21 protein-coding genes and 1 pseudogene are annotated in these 22,053 nt (G+C 63.4%); 18 read left to right on the top strand and 4 right to left on the bottom strand.

Annotated features, from left to right (window positions below; translation table 11 throughout):
- Positions 1-19: 19 nt before the first annotated feature.
- The 9 genes from ABIA96_RS27605 to ABIA96_RS27565 all read left to right on the top strand — a co-directional run bounded on the left by ABIA96_RS27605 (position 20) and on the right by ABIA96_RS27565 (position 11,122).
- Positions 20-1,144: a mandelate racemase/muconate lactonizing enzyme family protein gene (locus ABIA96_RS27605; protein ID WP_354140191.1), complete on the top strand. Its 1,125-nt coding sequence runs from the start codon at positions 20-22 to the stop codon at positions 1,142-1,144.
- Between the two features lie 234 nt (positions 1,145-1,378).
- Positions 1,379-2,611: a branched-chain amino acid ABC transporter substrate-binding protein gene (locus ABIA96_RS27600; protein ID WP_354140190.1), complete on the top strand. Its 1,233-nt coding sequence runs from the start codon at positions 1,379-1,381 to the stop codon at positions 2,609-2,611.
- Positions 2,612-2,729: 118 nt separating this feature from the next.
- Entirely contained in the window at positions 2,730-3,677 is a 948-nt protein-coding gene (locus ABIA96_RS27595) for a branched-chain amino acid ABC transporter permease (protein WP_354140189.1), read from the top strand.
- The gene (locus ABIA96_RS27590) at positions 3,674-4,966 is read left to right on the top strand and encodes a branched-chain amino acid ABC transporter permease (RefSeq protein ID WP_354140188.1); all 1,293 of its coding nucleotides are present in this window, start codon (positions 3,674-3,676) and stop codon (positions 4,964-4,966) included. Before ABIA96_RS27595 ends, ABIA96_RS27590 begins: the two co-directional genes overlap by 4 nt.
- The gene (locus tag ABIA96_RS27585) at positions 4,963-5,733 is read left to right on the top strand and encodes an ABC transporter ATP-binding protein (RefSeq protein WP_354140187.1); all 771 of its coding nucleotides are present in this window, start codon (positions 4,963-4,965) and stop codon (positions 5,731-5,733) included. The genes ABIA96_RS27590 and ABIA96_RS27585 overlap by 4 nt, the downstream gene beginning before the upstream one ends.
- The gene (locus tag ABIA96_RS27580) at positions 5,733-6,428 is read left to right on the top strand and encodes an ABC transporter ATP-binding protein (protein WP_354140186.1); all 696 of its coding nucleotides are present in this window, start codon (positions 5,733-5,735) and stop codon (positions 6,426-6,428) included. Before ABIA96_RS27585 ends, ABIA96_RS27580 begins: the two co-directional genes overlap by 1 nt.
- Positions 6,429-6,652: 224 nt before the next feature.
- On the top strand, positions 6,653-7,864 hold the full coding sequence (locus tag ABIA96_RS27575) for an ABC transporter substrate-binding protein (protein WP_354140185.1): 1,212 nt from the start codon (positions 6,653-6,655) through the stop codon (positions 7,862-7,864).
- Positions 7,865-7,947: 83 nt separating this feature from the next.
- Entirely contained in the window at positions 7,948-9,138 is a 1,191-nt protein-coding gene (locus ABIA96_RS27570; protein WP_354140184.1) for a CaiB/BaiF CoA transferase family protein, read from the top strand.
- Positions 9,139-9,556: 418 nt separating this feature from the next.
- Positions 9,557-11,122 (top strand): L,D-transpeptidase, encoded by a 1,566-nt coding sequence (locus ABIA96_RS27565; protein WP_354140183.1) that lies wholly within the window; start codon positions 9,557-9,559, stop codon positions 11,120-11,122.
- A gap of 30 nt (positions 11,123-11,152) precedes the next feature.
- Here the strand turns inward: ABIA96_RS27565 and ABIA96_RS27560 are convergent, their stop codons facing one another.
- On the bottom strand, positions 11,153-11,965 hold the full coding sequence (locus tag ABIA96_RS27560) for a class I SAM-dependent methyltransferase (RefSeq protein WP_354140182.1): 813 nt from the start codon (positions 11,963-11,965) through the stop codon (positions 11,153-11,155).
- Between the two features lie 306 nt (positions 11,966-12,271).
- Here ABIA96_RS27560 and ABIA96_RS27555 point away from each other — a divergent pair, with 306 nt between their 5' ends.
- From ABIA96_RS27555 to ABIA96_RS27525, 7 genes are all read left to right on the top strand, one after another.
- Positions 12,272-13,114, top strand: a complete 843-nt coding sequence (locus ABIA96_RS27555; protein WP_354140181.1) for a shikimate dehydrogenase — start codon at positions 12,272-12,274, stop codon at positions 13,112-13,114.
- Between the two features lie 21 nt (positions 13,115-13,135).
- A complete protein-coding gene (locus ABIA96_RS27550) occupies positions 13,136-13,969 on the top strand; it encodes an amidohydrolase family protein (protein ID WP_354140180.1) in 834 nt (277 codons plus the stop codon).
- A 24-nt stretch (positions 13,970-13,993) separates the two neighbouring features.
- Positions 13,994-15,148 (top strand): ABC transporter substrate-binding protein, encoded by a 1,155-nt coding sequence (locus ABIA96_RS27545; protein WP_354140179.1) that lies wholly within the window; start codon positions 13,994-13,996, stop codon positions 15,146-15,148.
- Between the two features lie 257 nt (positions 15,149-15,405).
- Positions 15,406-15,936 carry a hypothetical protein gene (locus ABIA96_RS27540; RefSeq protein WP_354140178.1) on the top strand — a complete coding sequence of 177 codons (531 nt, stop codon included), beginning with the start codon at positions 15,406-15,408 and terminating at the stop codon, positions 15,934-15,936.
- A gap of 44 nt (positions 15,937-15,980) precedes the next feature.
- Positions 15,981-16,565, top strand: a complete 585-nt coding sequence (locus tag ABIA96_RS27535) for a HutD/Ves family protein (RefSeq protein ID WP_354140177.1) — start codon at positions 15,981-15,983, stop codon at positions 16,563-16,565.
- Positions 16,566-16,680: 115 nt separating this feature from the next.
- Positions 16,681-17,889 (top strand): adenylate/guanylate cyclase domain-containing protein, encoded by a 1,209-nt coding sequence (locus ABIA96_RS27530; RefSeq protein WP_354140176.1) that lies wholly within the window; start codon positions 16,681-16,683, stop codon positions 17,887-17,889.
- Positions 17,890-17,979: 90 nt separating this feature from the next.
- On the top strand, positions 17,980-18,777 hold the full coding sequence (locus tag ABIA96_RS27525; RefSeq protein WP_354140175.1) for an adenylate/guanylate cyclase domain-containing protein: 798 nt from the start codon (positions 17,980-17,982) through the stop codon (positions 18,775-18,777).
- Here the strand turns inward: ABIA96_RS27525 and ABIA96_RS27520 are convergent.
- The 3 genes and pseudogenes from ABIA96_RS27520 to ABIA96_RS27510 all read right to left on the bottom strand — a co-directional run bounded on the left by ABIA96_RS27520 (position 18,774) and on the right by ABIA96_RS27510 (position 20,695).
- Positions 18,774-19,847: a hypothetical protein gene (locus ABIA96_RS27520; RefSeq protein WP_354140255.1), complete on the bottom strand. Its 1,074-nt coding sequence runs from the start codon at positions 19,845-19,847 to the stop codon at positions 18,774-18,776. The two genes, ABIA96_RS27525 and ABIA96_RS27520, sit on opposite strands and share 4 nt — an antisense overlap.
- A 108-nt stretch (positions 19,848-19,955) precedes the next feature.
- Positions 19,956-20,273 (bottom strand): annotated as a pseudogene (locus ABIA96_RS27515) (tetratricopeptide repeat protein); the annotation flags it as partial.
- Between the two features lie 293 nt (positions 20,274-20,566).
- Positions 20,567-20,695: a hypothetical protein gene (locus ABIA96_RS27510; RefSeq protein WP_283816809.1), complete on the bottom strand. Its 129-nt coding sequence runs from the start codon at positions 20,693-20,695 to the stop codon at positions 20,567-20,569.
- A gap of 282 nt (positions 20,696-20,977) precedes the next feature.
- On the opposite strand from ABIA96_RS27510, the gene ABIA96_RS27505 reads away from it, so the two are divergent.
- Both ABIA96_RS27505 and ABIA96_RS27500 read left to right on the top strand, forming a co-directional pair.
- Entirely contained in the window at positions 20,978-21,298 is a 321-nt protein-coding gene (locus ABIA96_RS27505) for a type II toxin-antitoxin system RelE/ParE family toxin (RefSeq protein ID WP_354140174.1), read from the top strand.
- 11 nt (positions 21,299-21,309) lie between these two features.
- Positions 21,310-21,630 (top strand): helix-turn-helix domain-containing protein, encoded by a 321-nt coding sequence (locus tag ABIA96_RS27500; RefSeq protein WP_354140173.1) that lies wholly within the window; start codon positions 21,310-21,312, stop codon positions 21,628-21,630.
- Positions 21,631-22,053: the final 423 nt, after the last annotated feature.

Below are 22,053 nucleotides of genomic sequence, written 5' to 3'. Positions count from 1 at the left end.
GTCTCGCAGGATCTGCAATATGACTGACAGTTTCACCATCCGCTCGATCGAGGCGTTCTGCTATCGCTATCCGCTGGCAACGCCGGTGGTGACGTCGTTCGGCAGGATGCTGAACCGTCCCGCCGTCTTCGTTCGCGTTGTCGACGAGGACGGCGTCGAGGGATGGGGTGAAGCCTGGTCCAACTTCCCCGCTCCAGGCGCAGAGCATCGCACCCGGCTCGTCAATGAAGTGCTTGCGCCTGCTCTTGTCGGACGCAAGTTCGGCGATCCCGCCGAGGCCTTCGAGGCCCTGACTGGGGGCACCGAGGTGCTCGCACTTCAATGCGGCGAGCCGGGTCCGTTCGCGCAGGCGATTTCGGGTATCGATCTCGCGCTGTGGGATCTCACCGCAAGGCGGCAGCGCTTGCCGCTGTGGCGGCTGCTCGGCGGGCAGTCGAGCAGGATCAAGGTCTATGCCAGCGGCATCAATCCCGGTGGTGCCGCACAGACGGCCGAAGCCGCACTCGAGCGCGGCCATCGCGCGTTGAAGCTGAAGGTCGGGTTCGGTGCCGAGACCGATCTCGCCAACCTCTCCGCGCTGCGCGCTATCGTCGGTGCCGGCATGCTCGCCACCGACGCCAATCAGGGTTGGTCGGTGGATCAGGCATTGGAAATGCTGCCGCGGCTCTCCCAATTCGATTTGCGCTGGCTGGAGGAGCCGATCCGCGCCGACCGGCCGCGCGACGAGTGGCGCAAGCTGCGTGCGGGCGCGAAGATGCCGATTGCCGCGGGCGAAAACATTTCCAGCGTGGAAGGCTTCAAGGAAGTCGTTGCGGAGAATGTGCTCGGCGTGGTTCAGCCAGATATCGCGAAATGGGGCGGGCTCAGCGCCTGCGCCGGCCTGGCGCGTGACATTCTGAAATCGGGAAAGACCTTCTGCCCGCACTATCTCGGTGGTGGCATCGGGCTGCTTGCCTCGGCGCATCTGCTCGCGGGCATTGGCGGCGACGGCTGGCTCGAGGTTGATGCCAATGACAATCCGTTGCGCGATCTGTTCTGCGGCGCCGTCGCTGACGTGACGGATGGAACGATCGTCCTTGGCGAGGAGCCGGGGCTCGGGTTCACGCCTGACCTGTCAGGGATCGCAGACTATCGCAACCTCTAGCGGGCGCAGACGTGCGGCGATTCCACGCGAGTTCCTGCTTACGTCCTATTCCTTGCCGCGGAATGCTAGGGAGGAGATGGACTGCCGCATCACATTTCATAGCGGCGGCCCGAGCCATGTCCTGTTGCGCTTGAAAATCAAAGTTTGTTCTGCTCATTAGGGCTCTGAAATTGCGCTGCAACATGCGCAAAAAGTCCATCGACTAAAGTCGATAGTCAGCGAGGAAACGAAATAATGCGCAAGCTCACTTTGGCCATTGCCGTGATTGCCCCGATGCTCGGTCATGCCGCGTCCGCCGAGGACACCCTCAAAATCGGCTATATCGATCCGCTCTCCGGCGGCGGCGCCAGTGTCGGCGAGGGCGGTCTGAAGACGTTCCAGTATCTGGCCGACGAGATCAACGCCAAGGGCGGCATCCTCGGCCATAAGGTCGAGATTCTGCCGCTGGACAACAAGACCAATCCGCAGGAGAGCCTGGTGCAGGCCCAGAAGGCGATCGATGCCGGGGCCCATTACATCACGCAGGGCAACGGCTCCTCCGTCGGCGCCGCGCTGGAAGACTTCGTCACCAAGAACAACACGCGCAATCCCGGCAAGGAAGTCCTGTACTTCAACTACGCCGCCGTTGATCCGAGCATGACCAACGAGAAGTGCAGCTACTGGCATTTCCGCTGGGACGCGAACTCCGACATCAAGATGGAAGCGCTCACCAACTATATGAAGGACCTGCCTTCAGTTAAGAAGGTTTACCTGATCAATCAGGACTATTCGTTCGGCCAGTCGGTGCGCACCGAAGCGCGCAAGATGTTGGCTGCGAAGCGGCCCGACGTCCAGATCGTTGGCGATGAGCTGCATCCGCTGCTCAAGGTCACCGACTTCTCGCCCTACATCGCCAAGATCAAGGCGTCCGGCGCCGACAGCGTCGTCACCGGCAATTGGGGCCAGGACATCGCGCTGCTGCTCAAGGCCGCTGCCGATGCGGGCCTGAAGGTCAACTGGTACACCTACTACGCGGGCGGCGCCGGCGGCCCGACCGCGATCAAGCAGACCGGCCTCGACCATCAGGTCTTCCAGATCACCGAAGGCTTTGCCAACTCTGGCAATAAGGATGCGATGGACTATGAGAAGGCGTTCCGCGCCAAGGTCAATCTGTCGCTCTGGTACCCCCGTGCGGTCAACGAGATGCGGATGTTCAAGGTGGCAGCCGAGAAGGCGAACTCGATCGATCCGGTGAAGGTCGCGGCGGCGCTTGAGGACCTGAAGTTCGAGGTTCTCGATGGCGGCCAGGGCATCATGCGCAAGGACGACCACCAGTTCTTCCAGCCGATCTACATCTCCTCCTTCGGCAAGCTCGCTGCGAACGAGCCGTTCGACGAAGAAAACACCGGCTGGGGCTGGCATCTGGTCTCCAAGGTTGATACCGCGCAGGCGATGGTCCCCACGACCTGCAAGATGGCGCGGCCGTAATCACGAAACCAGCCGTTGTCCCGCGGTCGTGTTGGTCGCGGGACAGTGGCGGTCGGACTATTCTTGATTGGGCGATGTTCGCCGGGGCCATCTGGCCCCGGATATTCATGAGTGCGCTGTGCTTGAACTCATTGTCATTTCGACCCTGAACGGTGTGCTGTTCGGCATGCTGCTCTTTCTGCTGTCGAGCGGGCTGACCGTCATCTTCAGCATGATGGGCGTGCTCAACTTCGCCCATGCGAGCTTCTACATGCTCGGCGCCTTCTTCGGATTTCAGCTCACGAAATGGATCGGCTTCTGGCCGGCGCTCGTGCTGGCGCCGCTTCTGGTCGGCGCCATCGGCATGGCGGTGGAGCGCTACGGCCTGCGCAACACCCACAAGCACGGCCATGTCGCCGAGCTGCTGCTGACATTTGGCCTTGCGTTCGCGATCGAAGAGATCGTCTCGATGATCTGGGGCAAGAGCCCGCTCGACTATCGCGTGCCGGCTCTGCTCGACTTCCCGGCCTTCACGATCTTCTCGACCAACTATCCCGCCTACAAGATCTTCATGCTGGCCGTGTCGGTCGTGATCTTCATCGCGCTGCTGGTCGTACTCAAGCGCACCCGGGTCGGCCTCATCGTGCAGGCGGCGCTGACGCATCCCCACATGGTCGGGCATCTCGGCCATAATGTCGGACGCGTCTTCATGGCCGTGTTCGGGGTTGGCAGCGCGCTGGCCGGTCTTGCCGGCGTCATTGCAGGTCCCGCTTTGGTGACGCAGTCCGACATGGCCGCTTCGCTCGGGCCGATCCTGTTCGTGGTCATCGTGTTCGGCGGCCTCGGCTCCTTGCCGGGTGCCTTCATCGCCTCGCTCGTCATCGGACTGGTCCAGACCTTCGCGGTGGCGCTCGATGGCTCGCTGGCGAGCGTCTTCGGGCCGCTCGATCCGTCGGCGGGACCGTCCGTCCTGACCGACATCTGGAACGTCACGATCGCGCAGGTCGCGCCGATCGTTCCGTATCTCCTGCTGGTGATCATTCTGATCGTACGCCCCTTGGGCCTGATGGGGACGCGCGAGTCATGACCACGGCTACGAAAACGACCTCCAAGGCGGCGGTAGATCCCGGCGGCGGAGGCCTGCGCTTTTACGGCATCTGGCTGGTCGGCATCATCGTGCTGATCGTCCTGCCGACGATCTTCTCGTCGGGCGGCTCGCTGACATCCTTCAGCCTGATCGGCATCGCGATCTTGTTCGCGCTGTCCTACAATATCCTGCTCGGCCAGACCGGCCTGCTGTCGTTCGGCCACGCCGTTCACTACGGCCTCGGCGGCTTTGCGGCCTGCCACATGATGAATGCGGTGGTGTCGCACGGCTGGCCGATCCCGCTGCCCTTCATTCCGTTGTTCGGCGGCATCGGCGGTCTCGTCTTCGCGATCGTCATCGGCTGGGTGATGACCAAGCGCGCCGGCACCGTGTTCGCGATGATCTCGCTCGGCATCGGTGAACTGGTGGCCTCGTCCTCGCTGATCCTGCGCTCGGTGTTCGGTGGCGAGGCCGGCATCACCACGGACCGGACCGCGCTGCCGAAATTGCTCGGCTGGTCGTTCGGGCCGCAGCTTCAGGTCTATTATCTCATCGCCTTCTGGCTGGTGCTCTCTGCCATCGCGATGTACGCGCTGACCCGGACGCCACTCGGGCGGATCTGCAACGCGGTCCGCGACAATCCGGAGCGTGTCCAGTTCATTGGCTACGATCCCCACGTTGTCCGCTACATCGCCTATTGCTTTGCCGGGTTTTTCGCGGGCGTCGCCGGCGGCCTGACCGCGATCAATTTTGAGATCGCGAACTCCGCGCTGCTCGGTGCGATCCAGTCTGGCCTCGTGCTGTTCTCGACCTTCATTGGCGGCACCGCCTTTTTCTTCGGGCCGATCCTCGGCGCGATCCTGGTCACCTATCTCCAGCTCGGGCTAACCAACCTCACCACGGCCTGGCAGCTCTATTTCGGCATCATCTTCATCGGGATCGTGATGTATGCGCCGGGCGGCATCGCCGGCCTGTTGATGATGCATCGGCCGCTGATCCGCGCCGGGACGCTGTGGACGGTGATCCCGTCCTATCTCGTCGCGATCGTGCCGACGATTGCCCTGGCTTGTGGCGTGATCCTGACGATCGAGACGGTCGCGCGTTTCTCCGGCGGCGATCCCATCAATCTGTTCGGCATCGCCTTCAGTCCGACATCGCCGGTGACATGGATCGCGGCTGCGATTCTCGTTGTCGGCGGCTTCTTCATCGCGCGGCTGACCTGGCGGCGGATCACGGAGGCATGGGATCGGGCTGCCACGGTTGCACGTGACCGGGGGTATCTGGCATGAGCGGAGCGGGATCTGAAAAGAGCGCAGCCATCGAAGTCCGCGCCGTCGAAAAACGCTTCGGCAATGTCGGCATCATCCGTGACCTCAATCTCAGCGTCGCCAAGGGTGAACGTCACGCCATCATCGGCCCGAACGGTGCCGGCAAGTCGACGACGTTCAACCTGATCAGCGGACACATCGCGCCGACGTCGGGCGAGGTGAAGTTGAACGGCGATCTGATCTCCGGGCTGCGACCGTTCGAGATCAACCGGCGCGGCCTGTCGCGCTCGTTCCAGGTCACCAACGTGTTCGCGCGCATGACGGTGTGGGAAAACGTGCGCTGCGCCGTGCTTTGGGCGACCGGGCATCGCTACGCGTTCTGGAAAAACGTCGACAGCCTGCCCGAAGTGCGGGACCGCACGGCCAAGATCCTCGACGACATCCATCTCACGCACCGGCGCGATGTGCCGGCGGGACTTCTGACCTATGCCGAGCAGCGCGAGCTCGAGATCGGCATCACCATTGCGAGCGGCGCCACCGTCGTCATGCTGGACGAGCCGACCGCAGGCATGAGCAACGCCGAGACTGAGCGCGCCGTGGCGCTGATCCGTCGGCTAACGGAGGGCAAGACGCTTGTGATCGTCGAGCACGACATGAGCGTCGTGTTCGGTCTCGCCGACCGCATCTCGGTGCTGGTCTACGGCCACATCATCGCCTCGGGCACGCCGGAAGAGATTCGGCGCGATCCCAAGGTCAAGGAAGCCTATCTCGGCGAGGAAGCGCACTGATGCTCGAGGTCAGGGATCTCCACGCCTATTACGGCAAGAGCCACATCCTCCAGGGTGTCGACCTCGATGTCGGCGCCGGCGAGGTCGTGAGCCTGCTCGGGCGCAACGGCGTCGGCCGCTCCACCACGGTCAAGGCGATCATGGGCGAGGTCACCCCGCAAGGCACGATCCGCTTCAAGGGCAAGGACATCGCCGGCCTGCCCAGCTACAAGATCGCACGCCTCGGCCTCGGCTATGTTCCCGAGCATCGCGACATCTTCCCGAGCCTGACGGTTCGCCAGAACCTCGTGCTCGGCATCAAGGATACACGCCGTCCGGGCAAATGGCGGCTCCAGGACATGCTCGACATGTTCCCCAACCTCGCCGCGCGCGCCGATACGCCCGCGGGCGTGCTGTCCGGCGGCGAGAAGCAGATGCTCACGACGTGCCGGACGCTGATGGGCGATCCCGATCTGATCATGATCGACGAGCCCACCGAAGGTCTCGCGCCGCTGATCGTGCAGCAGGTCGGCGATCTCATCGCGCGGATCGCGCAGGCCGGCGTCGCCATTCTCCTCGTCGAGCAAAAACTGTCGATCGCGATGCGCATCTCCAAGCGCGTCTACATCATGGGCCACGGCCGCGTCGTGTTCGAGGGAACGCCGGATGAGCTGAAGGCGAATGCCGCCGTACGGCAGGAATGGCTCGAAGTCTGACGCTCACATTCCCGTGTGACGCGCGCATCAATCGAACGGCTGCAAGCTGCGCATACGCATCTGAATTCTAAGCTACATCTCACGCCTGATAATCAAGGTATCGTCTGCCTCGCTGCATCGCGAGCGATGCGGCAGATGACAACCAAGAACAGAAGTGGAGGACGTTGACGGCGGCCTGTGTGCCCGCGCGTCGACGCACTCCGCCAGGGAAGGAGATGCCGCGCATGCCCGGCCACAAATTCAAGTTCATCGGCGGAGCTGTCGCTCTGCTTGCCGTCCTGGGCACTGCCTCAACTGCTGGGGCCGGAAATTACGACACCGGCGCGACCGACACGGGCATCAAGCTCGGCCAGACCATGCCCTATTCGGGCCCGGCCTCGGCCTATTCGGCGATCGGCCGCGCCGAAATCGCCTATTTCAAGATGATCAACGAGAAGGGCGGCATCAACGGCCGCAAGATCGAGCTCCTCAGCATGGACGACGCCTACTCGCCGGCCAAGACCGTCGAGCAGACGCGCCGGCTGGTCGAGAGCGACGAAGTTTTGGCGATGTTCTCGATGCTCGGCACCGGCCCGAACATCGCGGCGCAAAAATATCTCAATGTCAAAAAGATCCCGCAGCTGTTCCCGTCGAGTGGCGCGAGCCGCTGGAATGATCCACAGCACTTCCCCTGGACCACCGGTTCGCAGCCGACCTACCGGACCGAGGGGCGAATCTACGCCAAGTGGATTCTGGCGAACAAACCCAACGCCAAGATCGCCGTGATCACGCCGAACGAAGATCCCGGCCGCGACTATCTCGCCGGCTTCAAGGAGGGGCTCGGCGAGCATGTCGACCAGATCGTGTCAGAAGCCGTATACGAGACGACGGACGCGACGGTCGACTCCCAGATCGTCAAGTTCAAGGCCGCCGGCGCCGACGTTCTCTTCAACGAGTGCACGCCGAAATTCGCGGCGCAAGCGATCAAGAAGGTCGCCGAGCTCGGCTGGAAGCCGCAGATCATCGTTCCCGCCGTCTCGAATTCCGTCGGCTCCGTGCTGGCCCCCGCCGGGCTCGAGAATTCCGTTGGTATCGTCACCGGGGCCTTCCTGAAGGATCCCGGCGATCCGCGCTGGGAGAATGATGCCGGCATGAAGGCCTGGCGCGAATGGATGAAGACCTACAATTCCGGAGCTGATCCCGCCGACATCTTCAACGTCACCGGCTACACCATGGCGCAGATGATGGGGATGGTGCTGCAGCGCGCCGGCAACGACCTTACGCGGGCCAATTTGATGAAGCAGGCGCAGTCGTTCAAAGATATCGAGCTGCCGATGCTGCTGCCGGGTATCAAGCTGAACACCTCGGCCGAGCAGGTGACGCCGATCCGCCAGCTGCAGATGGCGCGGTTCAATGGAAAGTCGTGGGAGCTGTTCGGCGACGTTCTCGGCGACTAGTCTCGATGTGTCGTGACAGGCGGGCAGGGCGCTGGCCCTGCCCGCCTGCCCGTGAATGCTTCTCCAACCACAGTGAAGAGACGATGGCACCAACCGGCCCCCTCAGCGGCATCCGCGTTCTTGATCTGACGAGCGTGCTGTTCGGTCCCTATGCCGCGCAGATGCTTGGCGATTGGGGCGCCGATGTCATCAAGATCGAACCGCTGTCGGGCGACACCTGGCGCTACACAGGCCTGTTCCGGAACCGCGGCATGAGCGGCCAGTTCATGGCGGTCAACCGCAACAAGCGCAGCCTCGCGCTCGACCTGAAACATCCGGACGGCAAGGCGGCGCTGGCCAGGTTGATCCCGACGGTCGATGCGCTCGTCACCAATGTGCGGCCGGCGGCGATGGCGAGGCTCGGCTTCGGCTACGGGGATTGCGCAAAGCTCAATCCGCGGCTGATCTACGCGGCCGCGACCGGCTTCGGCCAGGATGGCCCCTGGGCGGCGCGCCCCGCCTTCGACGAGATCATCCAGGCGGCTTCGGGCCTGGCATCATCGATCGGATCGGACGAGGAGCCGGAATTCATCCCGAGCCTCGTCGGCGACAAGATTTGCGCGATGGCAATGGTCGGCGCGGTGTCAGCGGCCTTGTTCCGGCGTGAGCGCACTGGCCAAGGCCAGATGGTCGAGGTGCCGATGCTGGAAACCATCGCCGGGTTCAACAGCATCGAGATGCTGGGCGGACATGCATTCGATCCGCCGATTGGCCCGACCGGCTACAAGCGTATGAAAAACCGGCGTCCAGTGAAGACCAAGGACGGCTGGCTGACGATGCTGCCTTATTCGGGCGACAATTGGTGCGCCTTCTTCGAGGCCGTTGGCCGCCCAGAGCTGATCGAGCAACTTGGCGTGCGCGATCCCGTGCTGCGCTCCCAGAACATCGACAAGGTCTACGATCGCATGAGCGAGATCGGACCGACCCGCACCACGGCGGAGTGGGAGGAATTGCTGCTGCGGCTCGACGTGCCGCACACCGCCTTCGCCCGGTTGACCGAGATCGGCGAGCAGCCGCACCTCGCGGCCGTCGGGTTGTTTGCGGATATCGATCACCCGACCGAGGGACGGATTCGCCAGGCGCGACCGGCGACGAAGTTCTCCGAGAGCCCCGCTGGCATCCACCGCATGGCGCCGCACCTTGGCGAGCATTCGCGTGAGGTGCTGCACGAAGCAGGTCTAAGTGATGCCGAAATCGAAACATTGGTTGCGAACAAGGCAGTTGGCGCCCCCTAGAGCGGGCGCGCCATTCTGATGTCGAGCGGCTATCGCTTGCCGTTGGCGGAGGCCGTCATGGTCGCCGGTCCAATCTGCGAGAGAGTTGAGGACATCCGCTCATCCTCCAATACGCCGTTCATCGAGATTACCGACGACAGTGCCGCGACCTGACGCAATTCCCCGTGATTCCGGTCACATCCCGTCCTCGCGGCCTCCCACGGCGGACATTCTGCCGCAGCGCGCGTCCGCCAGTTCCAGGCCGGCCTTGCCGCGGACCGACCTTTCGCCCGCGCGGACCGTCGTATAAGAGAGTTTCGTCGCCGGAACGGACCGAATATCGCCGGAAACGGAACGGATGGTGGCTGCGATTTCTTAATCCAAAGATCGCAATCTGACCGATGATTGACCAAGTGCGGACAGGCAACCGGGGAATGGCATGAAAGACCTGATGACGACGGCGCAATCCAATGGGGTGATGCGGCGTTGGGGGGCTCCCGGAATTGTGATGTTCGTAGCCGCGCTCGCACTGACCGCGCCGATCTCGAGCGCCATGGCGGCCAAGCAGCCGCGTCAGACCGCCGAGGCGGTGGCGCAGCGCGAGGCCGGCGAGCCGATCATGGCGATCGTGTCGATCAAGAGCCAGCAGGTCACGTTCTACGATTCCGAGGGCTGGATCCTGCGCGCGCCGGTCTCGACCGGCACGACCGGTCGCGAGACGCCCGCGGGCGTCTTTGCCGTCATCGAGAAGGACAAGGACCACCACTCTTCCATGTACGACGATGCCTGGATGCCGAACATGCAGCGCATCACCTGGAACGGGATCGCGTTGCATGGCGGACCGCTGCCCGGCTATGCGGCGTCGCACGGCTGCGTGCGCATGCCCTTCAACTTCGCCGAGGGCCTGTTCGACAAGACCAATATCGGTATGCGGGTGATCATCTCGCCGACCGACGCTGCCCCAGTCGATTTCTCGCATCCCTCGCTGTTCGTGCCGAGCAAGGAGGCCCTTGCCGCGGCTCCCGGCCGCATCGACAAACTTTCCGGCGAGGCTGAGGAGGCCATCAGAGAGGCCGTCGAGACCAAGAAGGCTGCTGCCGTGGCCGCGAAGGACGCACAATCGCTCCCGGCTTCGCTGCGCAAGCTCGAGCAGCAGAAGGCCCGCGCCGATTCCGAGAATGCCTATGCCGATAAATTGGTTGCGAATGCCAAAACCGACCAGGCCAAGGCGAAGGCCGACGAGCTGAAGCAGAAGGCCGCCACCAAGGCCGCGGATGCGGCGACTCAGCTGGACGCCGCCAAGGCCGCGGCACAGCCGAAGCGCGACGCCGTTGCCGCCACAAAGGATGCCGCCAAGGCCGCCGCGGCCAGGAAGGCCGATGCCGTGAAGGCTGCGACCGACGCAAAACTCGCGCTTGAGCCGGTCTCGGTCTACATCAGCCGCTCGACGCAAAAACTCTACGTGCGCCGAAATACTCACAAGCCCGCGCCGGACGGCGGCGGCGAGGTGTTCGACACCAGCATCGAGGTTCCCGTCACCATCCGCAATCCGGACCAGCCGCTCGGCACACACGTTTTCACGGCGATGGCGAAGAACGACACGGGCCTGCGCTGGAGCGTTGTCACCATCGACGACGGCGACACCGCCAAGGATGCGCTCGACCGCATCACCATCCCGCAGGAGGTGTGGGATCGCATCGCGCCGACCGCATTGCCGCGCTCGTCGATCATCATCTCGGACGAGCCGCTGAGCGCTGAGACCAATTACCGCACCGAGTTCGTCGCGGTCCTGAGCAACCATCCCCAGGGCGGGTTCATCACCCGCAAGCCGACTGCGCCTCCGATGGAAGTTGCCACTGACGATGGCTGGGGCAATGGCGGCAACGGCTTCGGCTTCTTCTTTGGGCAGCGCGATCCCAACCCGCAGCCGGTCAATCCGCGCCGGCGCGCCGGCCAGTACCAGTACTATCAATCGACGCAGCCGATGCAGCGGAGCTTTTGGTAGGCGCGAGACCCGAGGCGGGGTCTCCGGCCTTTACGATCGTGCCGTGATCACCAGGGCTTGAATCTTGGCCTCGACAGGTCCGGACCCATGGCGGGTCCGGATCGCTTCCGCAACGGCATCGGTCGCAGCCTCGAGCTTGCTTGCATCCCTTGCTTCGATCTCGCCGCGCAGCGGCGTTCCCTGGCAATAGGCGACCGCCACGTAGTCCGCCGTAGGCCCGCGGCTCATCGCTGTCAGCGTTTCGATCGATATGTCGGTGAAGCCCGCGCGTTCGAGATCTGCCCTGATGACGGCCTTGTCGTGATAGCCGTGCGGCGTCCGCGCCATGAAGAGTGGCGGATCGTCGGGAAACATCTTGCCGAGCGTGATCGTCGCGTCATCCGCGAATACATTGTCCTCGATACGGTCCCAGACACTGAACAGGTAGGTGCCATCAGGCTTCAACACCCGCTTCGCCTCGGCGTAGCCTTTGCTGCGGTCCGGAAAGAACATGGCGCCGAATTGGCAACAGACGGCGTCGAACGTGTCGTCGTCGAATGGTAGGGTCAGCGCATCGGCCCGACGCCAGGACATGCGGGGGTCTTCACCCTGACGCTGCTTCGCGACCGCGAGCATGGGGTCGTTGAGGTCGGTCGCGACATAGCGGACGCCGGCAGGCAACAATGCCGCGACGGCCCGCGTCACCGCGCCGGTGCCTGCGGCAATCTCGAGCAGGTCCGAGGGCGACAGCGCGGCGATGCGCCTGGCAAGGTCGTCGGCATAGACGGAGAAGATCAGCGGCACCAGATATTCGTCGTAGAGCTTTGGGACCGAGCCGGCGAAAACCTTGTCAGTGCTGGACATGCATGCCTCGCTGAAGGTTTGGACGTCACAGGGTAGCACGGATCACGCAGGGGAGAGCTGGATGAGCGCCAACATGGTTCGAGACGCCCGTTTCGGCGGGCTCCTCACCATGAGGGTCCGATATCTCGCCGCAAAAACGCGACCTCATCCTTGCGCCCGCCGTCGGCGGGCGTCTCTCGAAGGATGGCCGGGGGCGAGCCCAAATTCGCATTGCACCGGCTAGCCATTCCCTCTAATTGTCTTGGACAAATGACCAAATAAAATGGTCGCGCGCCGAAGGGTGCGGGCCGGGACGGGAAGCGCAGCATGTCGCAGGCGGATGGTTTTGGGCTGGCGGGGGTCATCGGCTTGCCGGTCGCGCATTCGCGCTCGCCGGTCATTCACAATTACTGGCTGAAGGCGCACGGCATTCGCGGCGCCTATGTGCCGCTCGCGGTGAAACCGGAGCAGCTCGAGGATGCACTCGGCGGGCTGATCGCGCTCGGATTCCGCGGCTGCAACGTCACCATGCCGCACAAGCAGACGGCGATGCCGCTGCTCGACCGCGTCAACGAGACTGCCAAGCGCATCGGCGCCGTCAACACCATTGTCGTTGAGGCCGACGGTACGCTGTCCGGCTTCAACAATGACGGCAACGGTTTTGTGCAAAGCCTGCGCGATGCCAAGCCGGACTGGCGCGGCAATGCCGGGCCGATCCTGCTGCTCGGCGCGGGCGGTGCCTCGCGCGCGGTTGTCGTGGCGCTGCTGGAGAACGGCGCCCGCGAGATCCGTATCGCCAATCGCACGGCCGAGAAGGCGCAGGCGATCGCGACCGAATTCGGCTCCGCCATCAGCACCGTCGCGTGGGGCGATCGCGCCGCGTCGCTCAGTGATGTCGCGCTGCTCGTCAACTGCACCGATCGCGGCATGGTTGGCAAAAGCGCGCTGGAGATCGACCTGTCGCGGCTGAAGCCCGAAACGCTCGCCGCCGATCTCATCTACACGCCGCTCGAAACACCGTTCCTGGCCGAGGCCCGCGCGCGCGGTTGCGTCACCGTGAATGGGCTCGGCCTGTTGCTCAACCAGGCGCGGCTTGCCTTCAAGGCCTGGTTCGGTGTCATGCCGGACGTGACGCCCGAGCTGATCAAGGCCATCGAAGCCACGTTCTGACATGTACGGGAGGTTTTCGCCATGACATTGCCGGCGGGCCCCAAGATCGACTGCCACATCCACGCCCTCGATCCCGTTCGTTTTCCCTACAGCGCCGAGACGCCGTACCGGCCGAGCGGGCAGGAGATCGCGCCGGCTGCGCAGCTCATCCGCGTGTTCGATACTTTCGATGTCCGCCATGCGCTCGTGGTCGCCACCAACACCGGCTATGGCAGCGATGGTCGTATCCTGCTCGACACGCTGAGGCAGGGTGGTGGCCGCTTCAGGGGCGTCGCCGTCGTCGAGAACGACGTCGACGTCCGCGAGCTCGAACGGCTGAAAGCTGCCGGCGTGGTCGGCGTCGCCTTCAACGTTCCGTTCCACGGCGCCGACTATTATCGCAATACCGCGTCGCTGCTGGAGAAGGTCGCAAGCCTCGGCCTGTTTCTCCAGATCCAGGTCGAGAACGATCAGCTGCTCGATCTGTTGCCGCTGATCGACAAATCGCCCGTGCGTCTGGTGTTCGACCATTGCGGACGGCCGTCGGTCGCACAAGGCGTGAGCGGCAGGGCCTTCCAGGCGCTGCTCGCGATCGGCCGCGAGCGCGACGCGCATATCAAACTCTCCGGCTATTACAAATTCTCCGAGCTGCCGCATCCCTACGAGGACACCTGGCCGTTCATCGCCGCGCTGGTCGGGGCCTTCACGCTCGATCGCTGCGTCTGGGGATCGGACTATCCGTTTCTCCGCGCCGCTGAACGGCTCGACTACGGGCCGTTGCTCGCGGTGCTGACAAAACTGTTTCCGGACCCGGGTGACCGGCATCGCCTGCTATGGCAAACGCCGGCAAAGCTGCTCGGCTTCGACGGATCATAAGAGAGAAAGCAAGGGGAGGATATCATGAGGCAACTTGCAGGGACGCTCGCCATCGCCTTGGCGGCTTCGCTTTCGACGGGCGCGGCCCGCGCGCAAAGTACCGTCTACATCCCTGATGTCATCGAGCTCTCCGGCCCCGGCGCCGTCTCCGGCACCAATTGGCGCGACGGCGTCGCGCTCGCGGTCGACGAGATCAACGCCGCCAGCGGCATTCTCGGCCGCAAGATCCAGACCGAGCATCTCGACACCCAGAGCAACCCCGGCATCTCGCGCGCGCAGGTGCAGAAGGTTCTGGATAAGGACCCCTATGTGGTGCTCGGGCCGATCTATTCCGGCTCGGTCAAGGTCAACATGGCGCTGACGCAACAAGCCGAGATCCCGCAGATCGTCGGCGCCGAGGCGGCGGACATCACGACGCAGGGTAATCCATGGGTGTTCCGCACCGCCTTCGGTCAGCAATTCTCGATGCCGAAGATCGCCAATTATCTGCACGACAAGCTCAAGGTGAAGAATGTTGCGGTCGTCTGGGTCAACAATGATTTCGGCAAGGGCGGTCACGACAATTTCGTGAAGGAGATGAAGGCGCGTAATATCGAGGTCGCGGCCGATATCTCCACCGAGCAGGGCCAGGTCGATTTCGGCTCCGACATCATCAAGCTCAAGAGCGCCAAGGCCGACGCCGTCTTCGTCTACACCAACGAGGAAGAGAGCGCGCGTTTCCTGATCGAGGCGAAGCGGCAGGGCCTGTCGACGCCGCTGTTCGGCGAGACGACCCTGCTCAGCCAGAAAGTGCTCGAACTCGCCGGCCCCGCCGCCAACGGCGTGCGCGGCCATGTCGGTCTCTCAGCCGATGCGCCAGTGCCGGCGATCCAGGAGTTCGCGAAGAAGTTTTCCGCGCGCTTCAAATATCTGCCCGATCACAACGGCATCAAGGGCTACACCGCGGTCTACCTCGTCAAATACGTCACCGAGAAAATCGGCAAGTTCGACAGCAAGGCGTTTGGCGCGGCGATGAAAGGCCTGACGCTGACGCCCGACAAGGCACCGGGCATGCTGATGGAAGCAAGCTGGGACCAGAACGGCGACATCGATCGCGCGAGCTTTCTGGCCGAGATCGTCGACGGCAAGCAGAAGATCGTGGAGACCTTGCCGAAGCTGAACGGCGGCAAGAGCGAGTGAGCCTGTAGCCCGGATGGAGCGCAGCGCAATCCGGGACCGCGTGCTCCCCGCGCGAGTTGCCCCGGATTGCACTGCGCTCCATCCGGGCTACGAAGGCGCACGACCTCCATGCAATCCCGCGATGGGATCAATCTGCCGGGCAATTTTTGCAGCGTCGCGCGATGTTGAGAGGCCTTCGCGCGAGAAAGTCGATGAAAATCAACATCGCGTTCGCTGGCACAAATATTGCTGATTGTTTCCGCGCAATGACCGAGGGAATGACGATTTTGACCAGCGTCAGCTACACTGTCCCGCCGAACTGGACCGCAGGCTCCGACAAATCCGGCGCGAGCAAGAACAAGAATCCGAACGATCCGAACATGCTGACCACGGGCGCCTATGGCAGCGCGTTCGAGCTGATGCTCGACAGCCACGCCAACAGCGACGGCACCACCACGGAATCGCTGACCTACAAGAGCTACAGCGGCAAGACCAACGGCACGTTCTCCGCGACTGCCGAGACGGGTACGGGCGCCGATCTCTCAAGCGCCTATCAGTCGCTGCTGGCGACGCTGCAGGCCAACGGCGAGATGGACGACAAGACCTCAGCGCAGCTCGACGACGCCATGGGCAAGCTCGACGCCAAATCAGCCGGCGGCAGCACCGACGCGACGGTTTCCGGCGGCGGCCTGTTGGTGCTGGCCGGCGGCCCCGTCAATTTCAACGGCATCTCGGCCTATCAGAACCAGTTCGTGGATTCGCTCGTCAACGAGCTCAGCACCAGGCTGAACCTCGACGCGAAGGCGTGAGGCGATTAATGATGGGCGGATGATCCACGACTGGATGCCCGTATATGAAGACCACGCTGTTGACATCCGAAGACTACACCCGTTCACCCTGGAAGAACGGCGGCGGCATCTTTACCGATATCGCGGACGCGCATCGCACCGATGCGGCGGTGAAAGACTGGGACAGCCTGCTGTGGCGCTTTGCCGCCACGCCGATTGTGGCGCCCGGGCCGTTCTCCCATATGCCCGGCATCGACCGCTTGCAGATGGTGGTCGGCGGGCGTGGGCTGGTGCTCAAGGCTCCGGGGCAGCAATTCGACGAGCGCGAGCCGTTCACGACCGTGCGCTTCACCGGCGAGCATGAGATCGTCACCGAGCTCGAGGCCGGCCCGGTCGAGGTCGTCAATCTGATGGCGCGGCGCGGGGCGGTGGAGATCGAACTTGGGGCGCTCAGGGAGCCCGGCGAGCGGCCGTTGCCCGCCGGCACGCATCTGCTCTACGCGGCGCGCGGTGACTGCAGCATCCGTCTCGATGGTGAGAATTTTGAGATTTCGCACGAAAACACGTTGAAGGTCGAACTGACCGGTGCGTCGACACTCGCGCTCGTTTCGGGGCTGGCCGTGCTGGGGTCGATCAAAATCGTCGCCTGAACGGCGATCCTGCCCACCAGAGCGATGCGCACAATCCGTGCAACTGGCTAGGTTGACGCGGCCGCGCCGGAACACGATATGACCGGGACGAAAGACCGCCGTCCAGAGGCAGATGATGAGCGCGCCGCGAAATGATGAATTGATCCACTCCGGCAGCGACGGCGTCGTCGACTGGCTGACCAACGGTACGCGCGACCAGCGCTTCATCGACAACATCTTTGCCGAGATGTGCATCCGCCTCCAGCAGGCCGGCATTCCGCTCAAGCGGTCGACGCTTCACGTCATGATCCAGCACCCGCAATGGCTGGGGGCCCGATTCATGTGGTCCGACGGCATGCGCGAGGCCGAGATTGCGCGGGTCGATTTCGATGTCAGGGAACGGTCGGAATATATCGGCAGCCCCGCCAACGAAATGTTCGACGGTGCAACCGAAGTGCGTGAGAATCTCGAACGAAATCCGGCGCTCGGCCGCAAGCACGCGCTCTATGACGAGATGCGGGCCAAAGGCCTGACCGACTATGTGGCGTGGCCGCTCTACCACACCCTCGGCAAGCGGCATCTCGTCACGTTCTCGACCGACCGTCCCGGCGGTTTCGACGATGCCCATGTCGCCGCGTTGAAGAAAGTGTTGCCGGTGCTGGCGCTGGTCAGCGAGATCCGCATCAAGAACCGCCTGGCACGGACGCTGCTGGAGACCTATGTCGGCACCCATGCCGGCGAGCTGATCCTCGCCGGCGCCACACGGCGCGGCACCGGCACGACAGTGCGCGCCGCGATCATGATCTGCGACTTGCGCGATTTCACGAAAATCTCCGACAACTGGCCGCGCGACGACGTCATCGATCTCCTCAACGATTATTTCGACGCGATGTCGGACCCGATCGTGCGGCACGGTGGCGAGATCCTGAAATTCATCGGCGACGGCCTGCTCGCCATCTTCCCGCTTCATGAGCCGAACGCCTGCGCCAATCTGCTGCGCGCCGTGACCGAGGCCCGCCGGGCCATGGCTGCGCTGAACGAACGCAACAACGGAACGGGCCGTGCGCCGATGAACTACGGCATCGGCGTCCATGTCGGCGACGTCATGTACGGCAATATCGGCTCGACCAGCCGGCTCGATTTCACCGTGATCGGTCCCGCCGTCAACATGGCCTCGCGGCTGGAGACGCTCACCAAGCAGGTCGGCAGGCCGGTGCTGCTGTCGCGCGACTTTGCGGAGCTGGTGGCGCCGGAGTTCGAGCTCGAGCGGGTCGGCCGGCACGCCGTGCGGGGCTTCAGCGAGCCGATCGAACTGTTTGCGTTTCAGCCGGGTGCGGAGACGTAACGGCCGCGCTCGCGCGTGCTGTTGCCAACGCGCGGGCGTCCAACTACGCTCTAGGTCCGCCAAGTTGGTCCAGCGATTGGCCGCGCATTCATGCCCAAATTTCTACGCATCGGCCTGCATCAGTCGAACGTATCAGGATACACGTCGAAAGCGTGGTGCGTGCGGCGAGTCGGCTCGGCGGTGTTCCTGAAATGGGGCGCCGTGGAGGTCCAGGGCGCCGGAAAGGGACGCGTGGTTTACTGGACGCGTCTGCCGCAGGAGAAAACAGTTCGCTGTGGCACGGCGGAGCGCGCCCAGGAGTACGCGAAATCCGCGATCGCGCGGCGGCGCAGCCATGACTATGAACCGCTGCCAGGTGCCATCGCGGCCCGGCGCAAATCCGCCACCGGCAGCGCCGACCTCAAGCAGGCGCTCGCCACGATCCTGATCGTCGACATCGTCGGCTCGACGGCAAAGGCCGCGAAGCTCGGCGATGCGCGCTGGACCAAGGTGGTGAGCCTCTATTACGCGGCGGTTCGCAAAGAGCTGAAGTCTTCGCGCGGCAAGGAAGTCGTGACGACCGGCGATGGCGTGCTCGCGACCTTCAAAGCGCCGGCCGCCGGCATCAATTGCGCGACCGCGATCCGGGAGGCCGTGCGCACGCTCGGGCTCGATATCAGGGTCGGCCTGCATGCGGGCGAGTACACGATGAGCGGCGGCGAAATGGTGGGTCTCGCCTTCCACATCTGCACCCGCGTCGCCGCAAAAGCGCGCGCCGGCGAAGTCCTGGTCTCGCGTGCGGTGAAGGATCTGCTGGTGACGCAGCCCCAGATCCGCCTCAGGGATCACGGCAGTCACCAGCTCAAGGGCGTGCCGGCGCGGTGGCGGCTGTATCGGGTGGAGGGTTAGGAGGCGACGGCAGCTACCGGTTCGTCATTCGCGTTGTGGCGGTTGCGCCACGCGGACACCAAGGCCTCCAGTTCGCCGCGAACGTTGTCCACGACGCTGGCCCAGTCGCCTCGCTTCGGTTGCCTGAACAGTCGCATGGACCGATACCACGGGCTGTCGTCGCGATTGAGCAGCCAGCGCCAGTCCGGGTTGAAGGGCAGCATGGTCCAGACGGGCGCGCCCAGCGCGCCTGTAAGGTGCACGACGCTGGTGTCGACCGAGATCACCAGGTCGAGACAGCAGACCAGCGCCGCCGTGTCGCTGAAATCAGTGAGCTGCTCCGTCAGGTCGACGATATCACGGCGTTCGCGGAGGAAGGCGCGGTCCTGATCCCTCATGCCTTTTTGCAAGGAGACGAACTGCACGTCGCAATCCAGCAACGGCACAAGCGCGCGCAGGGATATCGACCGATTGTGATCGTTCTTGTGACCGGGGTCCCCCGACCAGACCAGGCCGACGCGAAGGCGATTGCGGGGACCAAGCCGGTCCTCGAGACGGTCTTCAAGCCGGTCTTGCCACGCCTTCACGCGCGCCGCCGGCGCCGGCAGGAAGCCTTCCGCGAACGGGATCGTGTCGAGCCGCGTCCCGAACGCAAGGGGCAGGCTTCCAAGCGGGCAGTGCAGGTCGAACGCCAGCGACGTCACAGACGATCGGTCGATGCATCGTGCGACGCCGGGCACGTCGGCCAGGAGCCGCTGGACGGCAGGCTTGACCTCCAGGATGATTTGAGCGCCGAGCTCGGCCACGAGGGGCACGTAGCGCGCAAACTGAATTGAATCGCCCAGGGCCTCGTCGGCATGAAGCAGGATGGTCTTGCCTTCGAGCGGCTGGTCGCGAAGCCAAAGGGGTTTGGAAAATCCGCGATCGACGAGGCCGAGAGACGAGGCTTTCCAGCGCGCCTCGCGTCCCGACAAGCCCCGCTCGAAATCTCCGGTCAGCATCTGCAGCAGCGCGAGATTCCAGATCGTGTCCGCATTGCCAGGCTCGACCGCGAGCGCTTGGTGAAAGGCCGCGAAAGCCTCGTCCAGCAATTGCACGCTCCACAGCGCCCGCGCCTTTTCGTTGAGCGCTGCGGAAAAATCCGGACGAAGCGCGAGCGCGCGATCGAAGCTCGCAAAGGCCTGCTCCATCCGGCCGAATCGCGAATGAAGCGTGCCGAGGTTCTTGTGCGTTTCCGCCTCGCTCGGATTCAGCGCAATCGACCGCTCGAAGTCGGCCTGCGCCTCCTCGAACCGGCCCAGCCGCTGCAGGCAAAGCCCGCGCGTCTGATACAGCGGAGCGACGTCAGGATTGAGCCCGGCGAAGATGTTGAAGCATTCCAGGGCTTCGGCGTAGCGGCCGAGATTGAACAGCGACTGGCCCTGTTTCGCGGCTTCAAGACTCTTGGTGGCCGCCAGATTCTGCGGCACGACCTTCTGCGATTGTTTGGCCGCGGCCCGGCGTTCTTGACGGTTCATGAGGTGACCAGAAAAGCTGTGCTTGCGGGATCTGCCGAGCGCGATCGGAGCACCCCATTGAAGCAGTTTCTGGTCCGATGCTGGTGCGAAGCTGGCGCGGGGTGAGCATTCCATGCCTAGGTGCCATCTTGCGTACTCTCTCCACCGTCATCGCGAGGAGCTCGCGACAAAATTGCGAAGCAATTTTGCGCTGATGCGACGAAGCAATCCAGAGTCTTCCCGCGGAGGGACTCCGGATTGCTTCGCTGTGCTCGCAATGACGGAGTCTAGGAAGTGAGAGGCAGTCCGCGATGTTACCGCAACCCCGTGCCCTTGCAGCGCTGGCACTTCACCACCTTGTCGCCCTTCTTGAGCAAACCTTTGCCCTCGCAATTTTTGCATTTCTGCTTCTTCTTGATGTTCGGGCCTTTTTCACTGACCATGAAGGTCTCCTGCCGGTTGAGAGCGGTGAACTAGTGCTTTGTGAGGGGGGCTCGGCGAGTGCGATAATCCACCCGGACGCCAACGACGTTGCCATTTTCATTCATCTCGGCTTTCTTTGAGGCTCCTTGGGGGCTGCAGATGTCCGTAGTGTCTTGCCGGTTTGCTTCGACGGTGCGAACTGCAACGAGGAGGCGAGCCGGATTGCCATTGCGGGACCGTACATTATATGGTACATACCGTCATATCGAATAGCATGCCAAATCATCCCCACAATACCCGTCGTGTTTTACCGCACGCAAGGCGGGACCGAGATTGTGCGGGACTGGCTGCGGAGCCTGGACGACGCCGATCGCCAGGCCGTAGGCCTCGACCTCATGCGCGTTCAATACCGGTGGCCGGTGGGTATGCCGCTTTGCCGCGCGCTGGGCGATGGCTTGTGGGAGGTGCGTACGTCCTTGCCGAGCAACCGGATTGCTCGCGTTCTTTTCAGCGCTCAGCAGGGCCGCATTCTGGTCCTTCACGGGTTCATCAAGAAGACTCAGAAGACACCGCCGGACGACCTGGCTCTTGCACGGCGCCGAAACCGCGAATTTGAAAGATGAAGGAGACTGATATGGCCGAGAAGAAGAATGTGGCCAGAAAGAAGAAAGCAATCCGTTCCATCGTTAAACTCACAACGCTCGATGATTTCCTCGGTGAGGAAGGCAAGCGCGACGAGTTCGAGGCCGTCGCCGTCAAGGAAGTCCTCGCGTGGCAGATCGAGCAGGCCATGAAGGAGAACAACATATCTCGCAACAATTTGGCCCAGCGCATGAAGACGTCGCGCAGTCAGATTGGACGTCTGCTCGACCCAAAGGACGGCAATGTCACGCTGGCCACGCTTCAGCGCGCCGCGCGGATGGTCGGGCGGTCATTGCGGCTGGAGTTGGTTTGAAAGACATCCGACACGTCGCTTCGCCGGTAGCGTGCGCCGTCCCGGCTCGATACTGGAACGGGCTAGCGCTTTTTTCAGTAGGCGTTCAGATCCACGGCACGCCGGTCACGAGACCCCAATTGCCCATTGTATTGGTCTACGCCACCGTGGCTTTGTCATGAGACTTAGGGCGGCCAGGGCGTCCGCGTAGTTTGTAAACTTGACCTCGTGACCTTTCGGCCCGACGCGGTAACCGCCAGCACGGCGGCAAGTGAGGGGATCGAATTGGCTTCCATCGGCGGAAACGGGGATTGGCATAAAGAATTCTTTCAGCACGGGGCGAGATGCCTACAAGTCGTCTATAGCGTCCGAACGAGGACCGATCGTAGAATCTCGAAAAGATGTTCGGCCACCGACTGAGGTGCGAGAGAAGAAGGCAATGAG

The organism is Bradyrhizobium sp. LB11.1, from assembly GCF_040549385.1.
GTDB lineage: Bacteria > Pseudomonadota > Alphaproteobacteria > Rhizobiales > Xanthobacteraceae > Bradyrhizobium.
The sequence above is the reverse complement of the archived record's forward strand: the minus strand, read 5'-3'. Positions and strand labels throughout refer to the sequence as shown.